The sequence below is a fragment of the Pontibacter silvestris genome, from assembly GCF_020907275.1.
Classification (GTDB): domain Bacteria; phylum Bacteroidota; class Bacteroidia; order Cytophagales; family Hymenobacteraceae; genus Pontibacter; species Pontibacter silvestris.
In genome coordinates this window covers 1-15686 of record NZ_JAJJWI010000028.1, presented here as the reverse complement: position 1 = coordinate 15686, position 15686 = coordinate 1, and the positions used below count along the sequence as shown (strand labels likewise).

General features: G+C 44.2%; 11 protein-coding genes and 2 pseudogenes. 6 read left to right on the top strand and 7 right to left on the bottom strand.

The window, feature by feature from the left end:
- Positions 1-6: 6 nt before the first annotated feature.
- The 6 genes from LN995_RS18750 to LN995_RS18725 all read right to left on the bottom strand — a co-directional run bounded on the left by LN995_RS18750 (position 7) and on the right by LN995_RS18725 (position 6962).
- A complete protein-coding gene (locus LN995_RS18750; protein WP_229962623.1) occupies positions 7-1296 on the bottom strand; it encodes a TolC family protein in 1290 nt (429 codons plus the stop codon).
- Positions 1297-1360: 64 nt separating this feature from the next.
- Complete coding sequence (locus LN995_RS18745; RefSeq protein ID WP_229962622.1) at positions 1361-2014, bottom strand: TetR/AcrR family transcriptional regulator; 654 nt, start codon at positions 2012-2014, stop codon at positions 1361-1363.
- A gap of 348 nt (positions 2015-2362) precedes the next feature.
- The gene (locus tag LN995_RS18740; protein WP_229962621.1) at positions 2363-2650 is read right to left on the bottom strand and encodes a putative quinol monooxygenase; all 288 of its coding nucleotides are present in this window, start codon (positions 2648-2650) and stop codon (positions 2363-2365) included.
- 944 nt (positions 2651-3594) lie between these two features.
- Positions 3595-4707 (bottom strand): NAD(P)-dependent alcohol dehydrogenase, encoded by a 1113-nt coding sequence (locus LN995_RS18735; protein WP_229962620.1) that lies wholly within the window; start codon positions 4705-4707, stop codon positions 3595-3597.
- Between the two features lie 680 nt (positions 4708-5387).
- Positions 5388-6257, bottom strand: coding sequence for a helix-turn-helix domain-containing protein (locus tag LN995_RS18730; protein WP_229962619.1), 870 nt, complete (start codon positions 6255-6257; stop codon positions 5388-5390).
- Positions 6258-6797: 540 nt separating this feature from the next.
- Complete coding sequence (locus tag LN995_RS18725; RefSeq protein ID WP_229962618.1) at positions 6798-6962, bottom strand: hypothetical protein; 165 nt, start codon at positions 6960-6962, stop codon at positions 6798-6800.
- Positions 6963-7046: 84 nt separating this feature from the next.
- On the opposite strand from LN995_RS18725, the gene LN995_RS18720 reads away from it, so the two are divergent.
- From LN995_RS18720 to LN995_RS18695, 6 genes and pseudogenes are all read left to right on the top strand, one after another.
- The gene (locus LN995_RS18720) at positions 7047-7289 is read left to right on the top strand and encodes a hypothetical protein (protein ID WP_229962617.1); all 243 of its coding nucleotides are present in this window, start codon (positions 7047-7049) and stop codon (positions 7287-7289) included.
- A gap of 294 nt (positions 7290-7583) precedes the next feature.
- Positions 7584-9830 (top strand): TonB-dependent receptor, encoded by a 2247-nt coding sequence (locus LN995_RS18715; RefSeq protein ID WP_229962616.1) that lies wholly within the window; start codon positions 7584-7586, stop codon positions 9828-9830.
- 33 nt (positions 9831-9863) lie between these two features.
- Positions 9864-12308 carry a glycoside hydrolase family 3 N-terminal domain-containing protein gene (locus tag LN995_RS18710; protein WP_229962615.1) on the top strand — a complete coding sequence of 815 codons (2445 nt, stop codon included), beginning with the start codon at positions 9864-9866 and terminating at the stop codon, positions 12306-12308.
- A 190-nt stretch (positions 12309-12498) separates the two neighbouring features.
- Complete coding sequence (locus LN995_RS18705) at positions 12499-13359, top strand: alpha/beta hydrolase (protein ID WP_229962614.1); 861 nt, start codon at positions 12499-12501, stop codon at positions 13357-13359.
- 245 nt (positions 13360-13604) lie between these two features.
- A pseudogene (locus LN995_RS22255) lies at positions 13605-14259 on the top strand (IS1 family transposase).
- Positions 14260-14496: 237 nt separating this feature from the next.
- Positions 14497-15237 (top strand): NUDIX hydrolase, encoded by a 741-nt coding sequence (locus LN995_RS18695; RefSeq protein WP_229962612.1) that lies wholly within the window; start codon positions 14497-14499, stop codon positions 15235-15237.
- Between the two features lie 191 nt (positions 15238-15428).
- On the opposite strand, the pseudogene LN995_RS18690 reads toward LN995_RS18695, so the two are convergent.
- A pseudogene (locus tag LN995_RS18690) lies at positions 15429-15686 on the bottom strand (peptidase domain-containing ABC transporter); the annotation flags it as partial.

The following is a 15686-nucleotide window of genomic DNA, read 5'->3' as shown; positions in this document are numbered from 1 at the left end:
GATGGTTTATAATTTCCCGCTGGTATAAAGCAGGCGGTAATAGATGGCAAGGGCATCCGTTTGCGCCCGAATCAGGTTGAACCTGGATTCCTGGTACAAATTGTCGGCATCGAGCAGGTCTGTTAACAGGGCCAGCTGGTTAAAGTATTTTGTACTGACAATCCGGTAGTTTTCCCGGGCTTGTGCAACTGAGCGCTCATTTACCCTGATCCGGTTAAGGGCTTCTCTGTACTTGATGTAGTGAGCATTCGCCTCTACACGAACGTTATCGGCTACGGCCTGCTGCTGTAACTGGAGTTCCTGGACTCTAAGTTGGCTGGCAGCGATTTTGCTTTTATTATGGTAAAGGGAGGAGATGCCGTACTGAGCCCTTAGCCCAACAAAGCCAATGGTATACGCTTGGTCTATCGGCGGGAAGAACAGGTAATTCGGGTAGTTTAGCCCGTAGGCCGTATAGAAACTGAGTGAAGGCATACTGTTGCTTTGTATGCTTCTGACTCTTGCCCTTTGCACCTGTATATTCTGACCGGACTTTTGAATAGCATAGGAAGCAGCCTCTGTCTCTTCTAGTAACGGCAAAAGCACAGTAATCTCTGGTTTAGGCATCCCGGCAGAATCGGCAGGCAAAATGGAAACGGAATCTGGAAGATTCATCAGTACATTCAGTTTCTGATTGGCGATAATAATATCATTTTCGTTTTGCTCTAAAGTGAGCTCGACATTTGATAACATTACTTCTGCCCGTAACACATCACTCCGGGTTACCTTTTGGTTTTTATAAAGGGAGTTAATGTTACTTAAGCGGGTTTGTGCCCTTTTCAGCTGATCCTGGATAAATTTGTGCAAATCATTCAGCCGTACTAGTTCCAGATACTGCGTAGCCGTCTGCAAGGCAATATTACCAGCCTGGTCCTGCGAATTCAGTTCTGCTAATTTTAGGCGGGCATCCTGCTCGCTTTGCAGGGCACGCTGCCTGCCCCCGCTGTAAATATTAAAAAGGGCATCAACGCCCAAGGCCGCGGCATTGGGTGTCGGCTTTCTCGGTCCAGTGGTTGATTGCTCCAGTCCATTTGTAAAAAGGGTTAAATCAGAAAACCTTTGGTAGGATGCACTGGCGTTAACGGCGGGCAACGCCGCATTATAAGCATCCTGGCGATCTTCAGCAGCGGCGTTTTCTGCTGTTATAGCTGCCTGCACCCATTTATTCTGGCTTTTGGCAAATTGTATAGCTTCCGAAAGAGAAAGTTTGTACCGGCTACTACTAATGCCCTGGGCACTTGCTAAATTAGTCTTCAATAGAAAAGGGATTGCTAGCAGGATTATAAAAAGCACTATCAACTCCCTCCTATTCAAAGCATATCTAACCATTAGATACTTCATAACTTACAGGCTCTATGATAGAAATTGATACCAGGAGATAGGTAATTATCCAATTTGCCAAAGCGGTCCGCCTGGGCAGACTCAAGGGCGTGCAATTGGGGCGAGTAAGGGTTACCATTTCGCAGGTAAGAACGTAAGGGAGCAGAAAGAGCACATTCATTGCAAACATCTCTACCTCCACTCTTCTAAAACACCCTGTTTTGGTACCTTCCTGACCAATACTCCTGATCAGCATGAAAACCTGCTCCCCAGCTTTGGATACCAGTGTGACGGCGGCAGGGTATTGCCTTGTGGCAAGAGGATTGCGGAGCAGCTGGTGTAAGCCATGATTCAATTCTATGCGGCGGATGAAAGTATTCAGATAGGCTTTTAAACTTTGATATGGGTTCAAGGCAAAGCTTCCTAGTTCCCTAACCTCATGATTGATCTGCTCTAACCTGAACTCAAATATGGCAACAAAAAAGGCTTTCTTCGAGCCGAAGTGATAATTGATCATCGCCGAATTCACGCCATATCTTTCTGTTACCATTCTTATGAAAGAGCCTTCAAAGCCGTACTCGGCAAACAGCTCTTCAGCTGCATTCAGCAGCGCCTCCTTTTTGTCTTGCGGAGCTTGGTTGTTTGAACTAGTCATGCCTAAAAAACTTGCGGGACTTTTGATTCGGCAAAACTACGTTTTAGCAACCCATAAAAGTGGGCTAAAAGGCTTGACTATTAGTCGAAATGGCTTATCTGGTAAAAGCCGGCTGGGTTCGATAATACATATTATGATGCGGAAGGCGAGATGTGTGCAAAATCACATCATTTATGATTCAAAACATTATGCTTATGAACCAGCGAAGATTGATAAGTTTTTACGCATAAACATGGAACTACCCAAATAGCGCCGTCCGGAAAACCATACGGGAGCCAACTCAATACCCCTAGAAAAAAGCAACTGACAACAGCAATTGTCAGTTGCTTTTTTCTAGGGGTAAGCTGGTTAAAAAAATTTTTGCGTGATGTAAATCTGTAACGGCTCGGCTAGCAGTGGCTCAATGCTGGTTATAAACTGCTGGAAATGCTCCGATTGGTTATGAGCCTGTATACTTTCTTCAGATTGCCACTCTTCCAGCATGATGATAGTAGCAGGATCATCCGTTGGGCGATGCGCCTCATAGCGGTGGCAACCCTGTTCGCGCCGGGTGGCGGTAACCAGTGGTTCAAATATGTCCGTCAAGGCTTCAATAGCCTCAGGTTTTACTTTAATTGCAGCGGTGATGTAAAGCATAATGTGCTCTTTTATGGTAAATGTTTTTTTTGGAAGGCAAGTCCGAAGCTTAGCCCAATTTGCTTTTTAACGGTGGCATCTTTCATGCGTCACCGCCTGTTAGAATTCTTCGAGAGGTGCAACTTCTGTTAAACGGTTATTATGAAGCGGCAGGTACCTAAATTACTTAGACAGATAGTCAGTCAACAGTTGAAGACGCTGTTTAAAATTTCATTATCATAAAGTCTAATAGAGATCTCTGGTACAAGCCTTACATATGGGAAAGTCTTAAACTCTACAATTTAGTTTAGGTTGAAGTTTTCTATAGGCTCGGAACTTGCCTATGCCTAAGCCAATGTTCCAACTATTGCAGCCTTTGACTTTATAGTCATAATCAAGAACGGCACTCTATTCCAAGCTTTTTTGAAAACTCAAGCTTTACTCTTTACCAGCACGGTACCTAAAAAAGTTCTTTTCCATATTCCGCTCCACACCTATTGAACCTATTAAGGAGAAGTGCGCCTGGCGAACTCATATCCTGAGAAGGCAACAAAATGATAAGGTAGTTTCTCTCAACTATTTATTCTATATTACTTAGCACATAAAAAATTCTCCAGCATAATATCACTATGTTTACAATGCTTCACTTTTCAGAAAGGAAATAATCAAGGTTTACCACCCATGCACTCACTGCAACACCATTAACATTACCAGATTACATGCCTTCTCCGATCTGAGCATGGTCCAGTTCCGCACTAATTTCAAAGTGAGACTTCTTAACGAATTCTATAGCTTCTGTCTCTATGACTAGGTACCCAGCCTGCTTCTGGGCAAAAAGCCCCCGAAAACCTAACTTTTACAAGGAAAGCCACCACGAATAAAAAGGTCATAGCTCTCATGTTCTGATTTTATCGAGGAAAAACAGCGCACCTTCAGATTTTTAAAGGTGCGCTTTGATGTAAGATTCAGTTGTTATAATTGCCAATCAGTAACACGGATTTAATGGTCCTGCCTTTTTCAGAATCTTCAATGGCTTGGTTGATATCCTGGAAAGCGTATTTTTTGATCAACTTGTTAAAAGGGAACTGCCCGCCCTGATACATGTGAATCAGTTTAGGGATAAACTCCTGCGGAACACTGTCTCCCTGGTTGATAAACTTGATTTTATAACCTTTGGTCAGGAAAATATTGGTTTCCAGCTCCAGGGGCTTTCGGGCTACCCCGATACACACCAACTCGCCCACTGGCGCAAGGCTTGAGAGTATGTTATTGATTACTTCATTCCTTCCGGTGGTATCTACACCATACTGGACCCCATTGGGCAGTATTTCGCGAATCCGCTGCGATACGTCCTCCCTCAGGCTGTTGATCGTATGGGTTGCACCCAATTCCTTTGAGAACTCCAGACGTTCATCGTTAATGTCTACCGCAATAATGGTAGTGGCTGAAGATGCTTTGGCTGCCATCAGAGCGGATAATCCCACAGCGCCTGTTCCAGTTATCAAGACAGAACTACCAACTTTCACCCTCAGGGAATTGATAATGGCCCCAGCTCCGGTTTGTATTCCACAACCCAAGGGACCTAAGATTTCCAGCGGGGCATCTTTGGGCACCCGTATAACATTGTTTTTGTGGGCAACGGCGTAGGTGGCAAAGGAAGACTGAGAAAAGAAATTATCATGGATGGCCTTAGCATCATGATAATGGTGGCTGTGTGAGCCGTCTACCCGTGCACCGGAGAAGTTCCGCTGAAAAAAGTCATGGCAGTACGCAGGATTACCAGACCGGCAGATCTCACATTCCCCACAATAACCATAGGTCAATACCACGTGGTCACCGACGTTTAGATGATGTACATCGGCACCTACGCTTTCTATGATACCCGCACCTTCATGCCCCAGAATCACCGGAAAGTTAGGCGCTCCCATGATGAAATCGCGTGCCACCATATCCGTATGGCAGATACCGGTAGCAACGATTTTCACTAAGACTTCATCACTTTTAGGTTGGTCGAGCACAACTTTAGTCAATTCAAAATTGCTCCACTTCTCTTTAACGACAGCTGCTGTAATTTCCATAATTTATTTAATTCTAATGGTTAATATATTGATTACCATTTATACATAGGAGATTTCTTCGTATTGGCATTTACTGATCACAAAGTAGTTTTACAAGCACCATTCCGATCTTCACAAGCGAGGCTTTGTCCCATTTTGCTGCTTGACTTTTTGGAAAGTAAAAGACTGCACTACTGGTTACTTTTAGTACCCTGATCGCCTATCAACTAAAAAATATCTATTCATTTAACACTTCATCGATTTAAAGATCATTCATTTTTAATGTTTTAAATGAGGTAGTCTATCGATTAGTTCGCTTGAGCCGCTTCTGCTTAATGTGAGATGTTCTTGGACTGTAAGCACAAAAGAGAGTAGAGAGTTGGTATTCAGCACGAACACCTCTTCATTGCAGAACTCACGCTATGTCTTTTTCCTATCATCCTTATGGATACGCCTTCAAGCCACACTAGGTAGACAGCTTTTCAACTGAATCAAGCAATGCCATCTATTGACTCAAGGACCATCAGGTTGCTAAATTATCCATGCATCAATACCACTACAGAATTTTGATGAGACAAAGTTGCGCTTAAAAAACATGCAAAGATAGGCTAAAAGGCCTGAGTTTTGGTCGAAATGTCTTGTATTACTAAACCATAAAATGCTTCAAATATAAAAAGGGAGGAGTTGCAGGTTGTGTTGACTTATGTCTTTTTCCGGTACTCAACGGGAGACATGCCTGTATTAGCTTTGAAAAACTTTCCGAACACCGATTGATCTGAAAAATTCAACATCTCGCTGACCTGGGAGACAGTAAGCATTCTGTTTTGCAGGAGCACCTTTGCCTCCAGGGTAATGGTTTCATCTATCCATTCACCAGCTGACTTTCCAGTTTGTTTTTTAATCGCTGCGGAAAGGTATTTGCGGGTTACATGCAGTTGCCGAGCATAGAAATCCAATTTCCGTTCTTTCATATAGTTGCGGGCTAACAACTGCCTGAATTTGGCGAATAAGGGATAGGCATTAAGAAGCGTTTGCGTTCCTAAGGAATATTGCCGGTAATAAGCATCTATTTCATATACCAAGGCAAAAATATAGTTCCTGATAATTTCAGCCTGATGATGATTGACAACAGATTGGGTTAACTCAATCAGCTCAAATATTTTTTTAAACCTGGTTTCGTATAGGGGCTCCAGGTGCACTACATGCAGGTCATTAGTTTCAAAGAAGTTATGTTTAACCAGAAAAAAAAGGTCTGCATGTCTTTCCAGTAAAAAGGTATCCTTGAAGAACAAAATGTCCATCTTCATCAAGTCCTTGCGTTTGCGGAAGCTTCGGATGACAGACGGTGCTAGAGCAATAATAGAAGGCGCCTCTATATCGTGATGTTTCAAGCCAGCTTGCAGATGAATACCACCTTCTTTCAGAAAGGCTATTGCATAACTCTCTGCCCGGTAGGGCTCCTCCAGGTAAGGATGATCGGCCGCCTGTACAAAGAGATACTCCCGATTGTTATCCTGTACAGAAAAAAGCCGGCTATGCTTTGAAAGGGAAAAGGTCTTAATATCGTCCATCAGCGCTAAAATACAAAATCAAACGTAGCAAAATAAGTCACTTTTACCTTTGCTTATTGCGGCACAATTTGTTTTTCGTTCAGTTATATTAATAGTAGGGTCAAATCGACTAACAAGTAAGATTCACCCCCGCTAGTATTCTAATGCATTCTATTATTGCCTTATGTTTATTCCTTATTTACTTAGAATGTCTTATGCTAAAAAAAGTTATTCCATAAGTAAAGAATTTTTGGTTCAACTTTTTCTGTACAACTTCATTTCAACTAACAAGCTAAGAGGCTTTTGAGAAAAGTTTTTTAAGTTCGCTCGGACTCAGTTTAAGCTCATGAATACGTCTGTCCGCCTGCTTTTTTCTCTGCTTTCCCTTATCTCGTTTTTCTTGCACGTCTCTGCTTTGGTGACCATGTTCCAAATAATGATGGCCAGCTTCCTTGCTGTTGCCGTGACAGCGGCTGCTCTCCCTTTCTTGAGGCTAATTAAAAAAACGGTGCGAGCTCATGCTCCTTCTGCTTGCCAATTGAGCACCTCCCTTTATTCGGACTAGTCAAAGGCTACTTTGGAGGCAAAATGGCTCCAGCCCATAGCTAAATGCAGAAGCAAGATAGTTACCTTGCGGCCCGCCCGGTGGAGCTGCCAGGCCAGGTTCCATGGTATACCCCGGAGGCCTCCATAATGAATATCAGTTCCGCTGACGGGTCCTCCCATTTGCTCAACCACCGGGTAAACTCAGCAAAGCCTCAGTGAGAGTTTGAGAATTTGCAGGGCGGCTTTCACTACCACGCGCTGCTCATGGGTGAGCACCGAGAAGCAGGCGTCGAACTTGCCTTTAGCGATGTCAGCTCCCACGGACTGCTTGATGATTTTCATGTCACGGGAAATTTAGAGATGAAAACAAAGACTCAAAACCAGCGCTTTTCCAAACACTTCTCTCATGGTTTTGTGCCAGATCATCTCAAAAGAAAGATGTCTGCAAGTACTGCTCAAAATGCAGGCGAACACAGCTGCTGTGGCGGGCAAGCTGTCGAAAATTGATGCGCTGGCTGATACTGAGAGGCAAGGCGAGCACATGCTCATAAAACTTCTTAAGCGGTTTGCCTAATCCAATCCTTCTTTGAAAGGCAGTAGTGATGGAGCCTAAGGATCCTCTCATGGCGTTTTAACTGATGGATGCCTATACTCAATATTACTAATCTTATTATTTCCTCAATTCAGATAGTTCATGCTTTTTCTTGCGAACTATTGTTTGTTTCCAAACTTTGTTTTATTATTGCTTCATTATGAAGCAATAATAAAACAAAGTTTGGAAACTCTATAAATAAGCACGGGATGAAAAAAGCATTACTCACCGCTTTAGGGATATCGCTATTCCAGAGCATCACCCTTTATGCGCAAAATACTGTGCCAACGATGGCTGACAGCACCAAAATAAGGTTGGAGGAAACAGACACGAAGGAGGAGAAGAATCGGAATGTAATGCTCAATGCAGCTAATAACACTGGCCCACGCGAGGTAAACATTGGGCTTCCTTCCTCTGTGGGTGGAATCACCATTATGGAAAATGACCTTCCGGTGGTGTATTATTTCTGGCCTGAATTACCAAACCGCACCTGGAGACCGAGCGTGAGTTTGGGCAGAACGGGCTTGATGAAGATTGGCGAAGCAGCCATTACCACTGGCGAACTGGGTTTTGCTGTAAATTCCTACACTAAGCTGGGTGGAGACAAGTTTGAATTGGTGGGCAACATCTCCGGCAGTCATTTTGGCTGGCTGAAAGGCGATGTGAACATCTCAGGGCCTCTGGGCAAAAACTGGTTTTACACAGCCGGAGCTTATGCCAACTATGACCCAAGCACCTATGATTTGAAATTTGCGACCTACTCAGACCGCACTCAGATTTACAGGGCCGGCTTAACCAAGCGGTTTGCCAACCAGAAGGGTGAAATCAGCTTTCTCTACAAATATGCCAACTCTGCTTCTTTAACCAACTATGCTCTTTTCCAATATAATGAAGGCGGCAAAGCAGAGGAGCTGCCCAACTTCAGAATAGGGCGGGACTCTTATATTGTGAACGATGGCATTCTTCGGTTCCAAGACTTTGTTACAGGAGAATACGTCAACGGAGACATGGGTACCAGTGATGCTGCCGCCTTCTCTCACAGCTTTGACATCATAGGCCATCGTTTGCTTAATAACGGATGGAAGTTCAACTTTATGGCTCGTGCCCGTTATGCAGAGGCCACCTACTTAGGCGTTATTCCGCTTAATGTTTTCCAGGCATACGCTACAGACGGATTTACATATAAAAACACAGGAGTGGCTTATACTGGCTATGTAAATCCCACGGTGGCTATGTACACGCCTGGCACTCCTACCAAAACCATTTTATCCCGCTTTGAGCTAAATAAAAAGCTAGAGACTCACCAATTGCGGATAGGCCTTACTGAGCAGTATTATAACGTAGATGAATTTAGGGCGAATCGCTCTTTCTTCTACCAAACTGCTACAGCCGCTCCTGATAAACTGCTTAGAAATGTCCCGGGCGGCGATTCCAATACAGATACAGAAGGTTTCTATAACTACAACGTGGGGAGCGAGTACCATAACGGTTATGAGAACAAGCTTTCGGTTTTCTTCTCTGATGATTGGAAATTATCTGACCGTTTCTCAGTGAACTACGGCGTTAACCTGCAGTACCAGAAACTTAAAGGCGATTACTACCTTACACCAAGAGCACCGGGAGTAGTTCTGAATGAGGCAGAGAAGACGTACTTCAACAATGACTGGTTTCACATAGGCGGGTCTGTGAACACCGTCCTTAAAGTAACCAAGAATGCGGGGCTTATAGCAGACTTTACGTATACAGAGAACCACGAACGTCTTGAGAACTACTCTGGTGCCGCTTTGCCTAATCTTACCAAAATCAAAAGCCCACTGCTGGGCTTTGGCGTGTACTTTAACTCTCCTAAGCTGAGCCTGGTGTCTCAGGCTACTTACCTTACCAGAAACAACTATCAATCACGGCTAAACCTGGTAAACCCTGACAATGCCAGCCAGTCTGAGGTAGTGACTGTGTACTATGATATCCAAACCATAGGCTGGACCACAGATATCGTAGCCAATCCTTTCAAGGGCTTTAGCCTGCACTACCTCATCACATTGCAAAACCCGGTTTACAAGAACTATAACTTCAGCGCCTTTGGCCGCAACTACTCTTATGACGACAAAAACGTGCTGGAAATCTCCAAGACGCTCATGGAGATTGACCCAAGCTACAGCTATAAGAACTTCAAAGTCTGGGCCAGCTTCCGCTACTTCTCTCAACAGTACGCTAACCTCACCAACGCGCTATACTTTGAGCCACGCTGGGAAACCTTTGGTGGGGTGAACTACAAAATTAATGAGCACTTTGATGCTGGTTTAACGGCCGTGAACTTCCTGAACCAGCGGGGCGCCAAGGGAACCATCAACGGAGCCGAGCTGATCACAGACCCAACCCCTTATTACGGACAATTACTAGTTGGTTCTTACATCCGCCCGTTCACCCTTGAAGGCTCTCTGAACTTTAAATTCTAATAATACACAATCAACTAAATACCCAATTTTTATATGAAGAAATATAACCATATGAAAGCAGCACAAGTATCACTACTTGCCGCCCTTACCCTGGTGGGAGCACCTAATACACAAGCCTCGCCTGCTGACAAGGACCCACAACAATTAATTATTGACGGATTCACTTTTGCGGACCTGAACCACAATGGGAAGCTGGACCGTTATGAGGATTATCGCCTATCTATGCAAGACAGAATCAACGACCTGGTCAATCAGATGACCGATGAAGAGAAAGCCAGTATGCTTATTGGCACCGGCATGCCGGGCTTTGACGGCCTGGCCCCTGTGGTTGGCACCATTGAAGGACGCGTGCCAGGCGCTGCCGGAGGAACACATGAAATCAAACGTCTAGGGGTTTCAGAGATTATTATGGCCGATGGCCCGGCAGGGCTTCGGATCAACTCAAAGAGAAAAGATGATGCGAACACCTACTACAGTACTGCTTTCCCGGTAGGTACTGCCCTGGCCTCTACCTGGAACACCCAGTTGATTGAGAGCGTGGGCAAAGCCATGGGCAATGAGGTAAAGGAGTATGGTATAGACGTGCTGCTGGCTCCTGCCCTTAACATCCACCGCAACCCGCTCAATGGCCGCAACTTTGAGTACTACTCAGAAGACCCTCTTATTTCCGGCAAGATTGCCGCGGCCATGGTAAACGGTATTCAGTCTAACGGCGTGGGTACTTCCATCAAGCACTTTGCCGCCAATAATCAAGAGACGAACCGCCTTTCCATCAACGTACACGTGAGCCCGAGAGCTATGCGTGAGATCTACCTCAAAGGCTTTGAGATTGCCGTAAAGGAGTCTCAGCCCTGGACGGTGATGTCTTCCTATAACCTGGTAAACGGCACCTACACCTCCGCCCGGAAAGACTTATTAACCGATGTGCTGCGCGATGAGTGGGGCTTTAAAGGAATTGTGATGACCGACTGGTTTGGTGGTTATGCCGGTTTTGAATCACTGAAAGGAAGCAGCAACGTAACGGCGCAGCTTTCTGCCGGCAACGACCTGCTGATGCCTGGCATGAATGCCCAGAAGCAAGCTATTCTTGACGATATGAAGAGCGGAAAGCTTTCCAAAGAGGTGGTAGATACCAACGTGAAGAGAATACTGGAAATGGTGTTCAAGTCACCGATTATGCAGAAGTACAACTACACCAACAAGCCAGACCTGAAAGGGAATGCGGAAGTAACCCGTCAGGCGGCTGCAGAAGGGATAATATTGCTGAAGAACAACGGCAACGTACTGCCTTTCACTTCTAAAGCAAACCCTATTGCCGCCTTCGGGGTCACTTCTTACTCGTTTATCTCAGGTGGTACGGGAAGTGGTGACGTGAACGAAGCTTACACGGTCTCCCTTTTGGATGGTCTTACCAACTCAGGCTTCAAATTAGATGAGGACCTGAAAAGCATCTATGTTCCTTTTGCGGAAAAGGCTAATGATGTAGAAGCGAAAAGGCGTGAGAAAGAAGGCTTACTGTCACCTCCCAAGAGATTGAAAGAGATGGAAGTGAGCAAAGACCTTATCAACAAGACAGCTGCTACTTCTGAGCTGGCCATTATTACCTTGGGAAGAAACTCCGGTGAAGGCGGAGACCGCGCAATTGAAAATGAATTTTACCTGGGCGCTGATGAAGTTGAACTCATCAACAACGTAAGTGAAGCTTTCCACGCGAAGGGCAAGAAAGTGGTGGTAATCCTGAACATTGGTGGCGTAATTGAAACAGCCAGCTGGAAAGACAAAGTAGACGGCATCTTACTTGCCTGGCAACCAGGTCAGGAAGGAGGCAACTCTGTAGCTGATGTATTATCCGGCAAAGTGAACCCTTCCGGTAAACTAACCATGACCTTCCCAGTGAAGTACGAGGACACTCCTTCTGCCAAAAACTGGCTGGGAACTCCGGCCGAGAACCCTAAGGAGGTTACATATGAAGAAGGTGTATACGTGGGCTACCGCTATTTCAACTCCTTCAACGTGAAGCCTTCTTATGAGTTTGGATACGGTCTGTCTTACACCAAGTTTAATTACTCAGACCTGAAGCTGAGCAGCAAGAGCTTCAATGATAAGTTGAAGGTTTCAGTTACGGTGAAAAACACAGGCAAAACCGCCGGTAAGGAAGTCGTAGAGCTTTACCTGTCTGCTCCGTCTAAAACCATTGACAAGCCAAAGTCTGAGCTGAAAGCATTTGCCAAAACCAACACCTTGAAGCCGGGCGAGAGCCAGACACTTACCATGACGCTGAACCCGAAAGATCTGGCCTCCTACCTGGATAGCCGGAGCGCCTGGGTAGCGGAAGCGGGCACTTACAAAGTACAAGTAGGCGCTTCTTCCCTGGACATCAGAGAATCTGAGGAGTTCAAGCTGGCCAAAGAGCAAGAGGTGGAGAAAGTGCATAAAGCCTTTGCCTTAGACAAGCAGTTCACTGACATGAAGCATTAATGGCTACCACTTCCATTTAATTGTATCAAGGAAAAGCCTCGGGTGGAGTTCACCCGAGGCTTTTCCTTGATGGTTAATTACTGCAGCTGTACCTGTGAGTTTACTTGCAGAGGACTAAGTACATTAGGAAGTAAAATCTTAAGAGTATAATCTAACGAACACTCACATCATTATGAGACTAATAACTTTTATGGCATTCCTTATTATGGGCATCCAACAAGCTTCAATTGCCCAGGAAATCATCCATTTAAATGGCGGCAAGCCTTCAGGAACCGAAACCGGACAGATTTTATTAGATCAAAAAACGGGGCTTCATACCGTGTACAATGTAAAAAAGCCTACCTTAACAGTTTATACCTCAGAAGCGTCTAAAGCAAATGGATCGGCTGTTATTATATGTCCTGGTGGCGCATTCCACATACTTGATATTGATAACGAGGGTACAAAAGTTGCGGAATGGTTTGCAAGCAGAGGTTTCACTGCTTTTATACTTAAGTACAGGTTATTGCCCCTTGACCCTAAGAACCCTTTGGGCGACATTGGAGAGAAAGCAAAAGATATGGATAAATTCCTAGTACTTGCGTCAACAGGAGTGCCACAAGCTGTTAAAGATGGAAAGTCAGCCATGAGATATATTAAATCCAACGCTGCTAAATGGAAGATCGCCCCCTCAAAAGTAGGAATTATAGGCTTTTCTGCGGGAGGAACGCTGTCTCTTGGTCTGGCTTATGCCTCTGAAAAAGAAATAACCCCGGCATTTACGGCATCTATCTATCCTTTTGCCACCGAATTTGAAAGTGCTAAGGTAACACCTCATGCTCCACCTCTCTTTATTGCCGCTGCTGAAGATGATGATTTTAATTTTGATATGAGTTGCCTTAATCTATATAAGAAATGGAAAGCAGCCGAAAAAAGTGTGGAAATGCATATATTCCAAAGGGAAACATGGCTTTGGAACAAAAAAGCAAAACCTTCCTGTAGATCAGTGGACTGTATCTTTAGAGAATTGGTTATCCCTCTTGGGTTACATGAAAAAATAACGCAGCTCTAAATAATCATTATAAAACAGTAAATTGCAATAGTGAAGTCATTCATGGTAAGTCAGTGTTAAAGTTTAGTCGCTTTATTCCCTAACAAGTCCCAATGGCTTCATTGTTTATACTTCGCAACTTGGTTAATAATAAAAATCTTGGTTGTAGTATAAAATGTATGATGAGTTAACAGGTAGGGCAGCAAGGGTGTTTAGAGGAAGTTATCTCGCACATAACTTCCTCTAAACACCCTTGCTGCCCCAGTATGAAGGTAGTCAAAAACGGCGTAAAGCGCACGGGCAGGCAGAATTTCCTGTACCGTGCTTGTGGCAAGCAGTTCCAGTACGTGTACCAGAAGGCAGGCTGCCGGCCTGAGGCCAAACAACTGGTGCTGCAAATGCTGGTGCGGAACTCCGGCATCCGGGACATTGAAAAGGTGACAGGCGTGCACCGGCAGACGGTGCTCAAATGGCTTAACAAGAAAGCCGAGAGCCTGCCGATCAAGCCCCGCCTCAAGATCTATAACTCAGTGCAGTTGGATTAGGTGTGGACTTGTGTTGACCAGCGCAAGAAGCATAAAAGGTTGCTGTTTTACGCCTATGCCCCATAAACCGACGAGGTGCTGGCCTGGAGCTGGGGGAATCTCAGCCAATACATAGTCAAAAGGTTTTACGAACAGCTGCAAACACTCAGCATAGACCTATTCTGTACCGAAGACTGGCCTACTTTCACAAAAGTGTTGCCCCGGGAAAAGCATTTGATAGAAGGGCTACACCAAGAACATCGAGGTGGTGAACCTGTGCCTGAGGACAAGGAACAGAAGAATAGTTAGAGGAACTGCCTGCTTCTCTGAATAAGAGCGGAACCACTACAACGCTATGAAGCTAATATTTTACTATAGAAACAATCATGCATTATAGGCCACAATTCACGATATTATAATAATAGTTTTTGTTATTTTCCCCAAGTTGAATTGCTCTATCAAAGGGCTTCCAAGCTAATTGACAATATTATCGTGCAGGTTTCAAACATTAGAATTGACAACTCACTTAATGGTAATCCCAATTCTATCACTCTAAAGAAGAATCATTAATATTATGAGTACTAGTAATTATATAGAGAATATTAATGCCTCCGCTAAGGCTAAGCAGGAGACTATGGAGAAATTCAAGGAACTATCGGAAGAGGCCTGGCAGCTTTATCTATTACATGTTTCAATAGATTGTGTAGTTTTTGGTTTTCATGACTTTACCCTTAAGGTACTACTTTTAAAAGGGTTACATGATGATTCATGGGCCTTGCCAGGAGGATACATAGGCAATGAAGAAGACATAGATGATTCAGCAATTCGAACTTTGAAAGAAAGAACAGGTGCTGAAAATATATACCTTGAACAGTTTAGGGCTTTCGGCTCACCTAATCGTTCTGAACATTACTTTTCAGAATTTCCGGATACACTTTGGCACAAACAGCGATTTGTCACTATTGGATATTACGCATTAGTGGATTATACCCTTGTGCTCCCAAAGCCTGATAGCATTTCATCTAGTTGTGAGTGGAAGGATATTGAAAATCTTCCAAGTTTGATCATGGATCATAAATATATTATTGATCAAGCACTTACCACTTTAAGAATGCAACTTTCTCACAAACCTATTGGCTATAGTCTGCTGCCTGATAAGTTTACAATGCCTGAACTTCAGAAACTCTATGAGATCATTTTAGGGAAGAAATTAAACAGAGGAAACTTTTATCGTAAAATGATGGGATATGACATACTTGACAAATTGGATGAATCACGAAAAAGTGGAGGGGCACATAAATCACCTAACTTATATCGCTTCAATAAAGAGAAATATGAGAATGCTTTGTCAAATGGCTTAAAAGAAAGTTGGTAAAGTGACCTCCCCCCGAAAAACCGGACTATTAATAAAGTAGTGGAAACGGGCAATTGATCTAGTTAAACAAAACGAGTTGCCATGAGAAGATCAGAATTTACTACAGGCGCAGACCATCTTTGCCATCAGACAATCTGAAAGCGGTGTATACTTGTCTGAAAATCGTGAGCTTTACTTATTACTGATAGCCGTTAACTTCCTAACTCCAACTGGTTTTTCACCAGGTTATAGTACTCGGACCTGTTTGAGACCAACTCCGTATGCGTGCCGCTCTCCGCTACCTTGCCTTCTTCCAAAACGATGATCTGATCGGCATTCTTCACAGTGGAGAGCCTGTGCGCAATAACCACTACGGTCTTTCCCTTGAGAAAAGGTACTATCTTAAAAATCAAGCGATTATTTTGAATTTTTCTTATCTTACCCTTACCTGAAAGAGAGGCTCCGGCCTC

What these genes read in the sequence shown, in the direction of transcription:
- LN995_RS18745 (WP_229962622.1), bottom strand. Translation starts at nt 2,014, where the DNA reads ATGACTAGTTCAAACAACCAAGCTCCGCAAGACAAAAAGGAGGCGCTG.
- LN995_RS18740 (WP_229962621.1), bottom strand. Translation starts at nt 2,650, where the DNA reads ATGCTTTACATCACCGCTGCAATTAAAGTAAAACCTGAGGCTATTGAA.
- LN995_RS18735 (WP_229962620.1), bottom strand. Translation starts at nt 4,707, where the DNA reads ATGGAAATTACAGCAGCTGTCGTTAAAGAGAAGTGGAGCAATTTTGAA.
- LN995_RS18730 (WP_229962619.1), bottom strand. Translation starts at nt 6,257, where the DNA reads ATGGACGATATTAAGACCTTTTCCCTTTCAAAGCATAGCCGGCTTTTT.
- LN995_RS18725 (WP_229962618.1), bottom strand. Translation starts at nt 6,962, where the DNA reads ATGGGAGGACCCGTCAGCGGAACTGATATTCATTATGGAGGCCTCCGG.
- LN995_RS18720 (WP_229962617.1), top strand. Translation starts at nt 7,047, where the DNA reads ATGGGTGAGCACCGAGAAGCAGGCGTCGAACTTGCCTTTAGCGATGTC.
- LN995_RS18715 (WP_229962616.1), top strand. Translation starts at nt 7,584, where the DNA reads ATGAAAAAAGCATTACTCACCGCTTTAGGGATATCGCTATTCCAGAGC.
- LN995_RS18710 (WP_229962615.1), top strand. Translation starts at nt 9,864, where the DNA reads ATGAAGAAATATAACCATATGAAAGCAGCACAAGTATCACTACTTGCC.
- LN995_RS18705 (WP_229962614.1), top strand. Translation starts at nt 12,499, where the DNA reads ATGGCATTCCTTATTATGGGCATCCAACAAGCTTCAATTGCCCAGGAA.
- LN995_RS18695 (WP_229962612.1), top strand. Translation starts at nt 14,497, where the DNA reads ATGGAGAAATTCAAGGAACTATCGGAAGAGGCCTGGCAGCTTTATCTA.